Source organism: Albidovulum sp. (genome assembly GCF_041919395.1).
Lineage (GTDB): Bacteria > Pseudomonadota > Alphaproteobacteria > Rhodobacterales > Rhodobacteraceae > Albidovulum.
In genome coordinates, this window is the sequence record NZ_JAYRTX010000164.1 from 1 (window position 1) to 3379 (window position 3379).

A 3379-nucleotide genomic window follows, 5' to 3' on the forward strand; every position below is an offset into this window, starting at 1 on the left:
TCCTCGCCGGCCTCGTCCGCCGCCTTGCGGAAAGGGGCGACGCGGCCGACTTCCGGCTGGAAATCGCCGAAGAGGGGGCGGGTGCCCTTCTCAGCCTCGACTGGACGGGGCTGCCTCTTTCCATCGGGATGCTGGAGGGCTGGCTGGCCGAGCCCGTCGATCCCGCCGCCGAAGTCACCGGGCGCGCGGTGCTCGCCACCCATGCGACCGAATGCTGGCCGGAGGCCGGAACGGCGGCGGGCGCGGCCGGGCGGCCGGCGATCCGGCTGCCGATCCGTGACGCGCGACATGCGGCGCGCAACATCAAGCCGATCACCCGGCAGGTGGTCTACGACTTCGACCTCTTGTTCCGCCCGCGCGCCGCGGCCGCACTCGCGGAGACTCCGCTCGAAACGCTGACCTACGTCGTCTTCGACAGCGAGACGACGGGACTCCTGCCGGACCAGGGCGACGAGATCTGCCAGATCGCGGGGCTGCGGCTGGTGAACGGCCGCCGCGTGGCGGGCGAGGTCTTCGACATGCTGGTTAACCCCGGCCGGCCGATCCCGGCCAGGGCGACCGAGGTGCACGGAATCTCCGACGCGATGGTTGTCGATGCGCCGGGCGTTGTGGAGGCGGTGACCCGTTTCCACAAGTTCGCGGAGGACGCGGTGCTGATCGCCCACAACGCACCCTTCGACATGGCCTTCCTGAAGCGCCGCGAGGTCGAGATCGGGCGCGCCTTCGACAACCCCGTGCTCGATACCGTGCTCCTCTCGGCCGTTGTCTACGGCCAGACCGAGGTTCACAGCCTCGACGCGCTGAGCCACCGGCTCGGCATCACCATCCCGGAGGAGGCGCGCCACACCGCAATCGGCGACACGATCGCCACGGCGGAAGCCTTCCTCAAGCTCCTGCCGATGCTGAAGGGCAAGGGGCTGGTCACCTTCGGCGACCTTTTGGCCGAGGTCAGGAAACATGGGCGGCTCCTGAAGGACCTGAACGCCTGATGGGGCGGCCCGTCCCCGTCCCCGTCCCCGCCCCTGTCGCTGTCGCCGCGCCGCCCCCACCTCTCATCGCCTCCCCTCGAGGGGAAGGGGAGCCGCCGGCGCCGGGGCGGGTGGCGTATTTCGGCAACGCGGACCTTCAGCCGAAGGGGTCTTCCGGGTAGGAGACGCCGGTGAGGCAGAGCCCGTCGGGCGGCGCGACGGGGCCGCAGGCGGCGCGGTCGCGGGCCTGAAGTGCGGCTTTCACATCGGCGGGGGACCACGCTCCGGCGCCGGCGCGCTCGAGCGTGCCGACGATGGAACGGACCTGGTTGTGAAGGAAGCTTCGGGCGCGCAGGTGAAACCGGTATTCGCGGCCGTGGGGTATTTCCACATCCTCGATCCTGATCTCGTCGAGCGTCTTAAGGGGGCTCTTCGACTGGCAGAGGGTGGAGCGGAAGGTGGTGAAGTCGTGACGGCCGACAAGGTGCTCCGCAGCCTCGCGCATCGCCTCGGCGTCCAGTGGCCGGAGCACCCGCCAGGCGAGGCCTGCGCCGAGCGTGAGCGGCGCGCGGCGGGCGATCAGGCGATACGTATAGCGCCGTTCGCTGGCACTGAAGCGGGCGTGGAAGTCCGGGGCGACGCGCGCGGCGGCTAGGATGGCGACGGGGGCGGGCTTCAGGTGCCAGTTCAGCGCCTCCATCAGGCGGAACGGCTCCCACTCCTTGGCGAGGTCGCAATGCGCGACCTGGCCCGTGGCGTGGACGCCCGCGTCGGTGCGGCCGGCGGCGGCGATGGAGGGGATGTCCGCTTCGAGCCGGGCGAGCGCGGCCTCCACGGTCGCCTGAACCGATGGCTGCGCGGTCTGGCGCTGCCAGCCCGCGAAGGGGCCGCCATGGTATTCGACCTTGAGCGCGTAGCGAGGCATCCGCCCCTTTAACGCCCGCGCGGGGGACTTGGCAATCGCCCCTACCCTTGCGGCGAAGGGCGGCCTATCTTTGAACAAAGACGAGGGGCAGGCTTTGGCTTTATCCGACATCACCGGGGCGCTCGGCCGTACGATCGAGGGGCTGGCGCAGCCCTTTTCCGATCCGGCGATCCGGCTGGGCGTCACGGGTCTCAGTCGCGCGGGCAAGACCGTGTTCATCACGGCGCTCGTCGCCAACCTGATGGACCGGGGGCGGATGCCGGGGCTCAGGGCGGCGGCCGAGGGGCGCATCCTTTCGGCCTTCCTGCAACCCCAGCCCGACGACACCGTGCCGCGGTTCGACTACGAGGCGCATCTGGCGGCCCTGACGGGACCGGAGCCGCACTGGCCGGAGAGCACGCGGGCGGTGAGCGAACTCAGGCTCTCGTTCCGGCTCAGGGAGTCGGGGATTCTGGGCGGGGTCCGGGGGCCGAGAACGCTCCACCTCGACATCGTCGACTATCCCGGCGAATGGCTTCTGGACCTCGGGCTCATTGGGCGGAGCTATGCCGGCTGGGCGGGCGACGTGCTCGCGCGGATCGCGGGTCGTGCCGAGGCGGCGGGCTATCTCGCGGCTCTGGCGAACGTCGACGCGGCGGCGGCGCATGAGGAGACGGTGGCGAAGGCGCTGGCCGAGACCTTCACGCACTACCTCGCCGCCGCGCGGGCGGCGGGCTACTCGGACTGCACGCCGGGCCGGTTCCTCCTGCCGGGGGAGCTTGCTGGCTCGCCGGTCCTGACCTTCGCGCCGCTGCCCGCGGCCACGGCGACCCCGCGCGGCGCGCTCTGGCGCGAGATGGAACGGCGCTTCGAAGCCTACAAGGAGAAGGTGGTGAAGCCCTTCTTCCGCGACCATTTCGCCCGCATCGACCGGCAGGTGGTGCTTGTGGACGCGCTGGGCGCGATCCATTCCGGGCCGCGCGCGGTGGAGGACATGCGCACCGCGATGGCCGATATCCTTGCGGCCTTCCGCCCCGGCAAGGTCGGCTGGCTGAGGGGCCTTCTCGGCGCGCGGCGGGTGGAGCGGATCCTTTTCGCCGCGACCAAGGCCGATCACCTGCACCATACCCAGCACACCCGCCTCACGGCGATCATGGCGGCCCTCGTCCGAGAGGCGAAGGACCGGGCGGATTTCGCCGGCGCCGACACCGCCGCCATGTCCATCGCGGCCCTGCGCGCCACGGTCGAGGAGACGGTGACGCACGAGGGCCGGGTGCTCGACGCCGTGCGCGGCCGGCTTCTGGCGACGGGGCGCGAGGCCACGTTCTATGCCGGGGACCTGCCGCAGAACGCGGCCGAGATCCTTTCCCCGGCGCGCCGGGGGGCGACGGGCTGGCTCGACGCAGACTACCGGGTGATGAGCTTCGCGCCGGCGCGGCTGAACCTGAAGCCGGGCGAGGGGCCGCCGCACATCCGGCTCGACCGAGCGGCGGAGTTCCTCTTGGGC

Annotated in this window: 3 protein-coding genes; 2 read left to right on the forward strand and 1 reads right to left on the reverse strand. The window is 71.4% G+C overall.

Annotated elements, in window-relative coordinates:
* Positions 1–989, forward strand: a 989-nt coding sequence (locus tag ACMUOO_RS16755; RefSeq protein WP_413855767.1) for a PolC-type DNA polymerase III, incomplete at its 5' end; no start/stop codon positions are given.
* Positions 990–1125: 136 nt separating this feature from the next.
* On the opposite strand, the gene truA is transcribed toward ACMUOO_RS16755, so the two are convergent.
* On the reverse strand, positions 1126–1893 hold the full coding sequence (truA, locus tag ACMUOO_RS16760) for a tRNA pseudouridine(38-40) synthase TruA (protein ID WP_301917871.1): 768 nt from the start codon (positions 1891–1893) through the stop codon (positions 1126–1128).
* A gap of 94 nt (positions 1894–1987) precedes the next feature.
* Between truA and ACMUOO_RS16765 the strand changes: the two genes are divergently transcribed.
* On the forward strand, positions 1988–3379 hold a 1392-nt coding region (locus ACMUOO_RS16765; protein WP_413855768.1), incomplete at its 3' end, for a YcjX family protein.

Excerpts from the sequence above, each read along its gene's own strand:
- truA (WP_301917871.1), bottom strand. The coding sequence starts at position 1,893 with ATGCCTCGCTACGCGCTCAAGGTCGAATACCATGGCGGCCCCTTCGCG.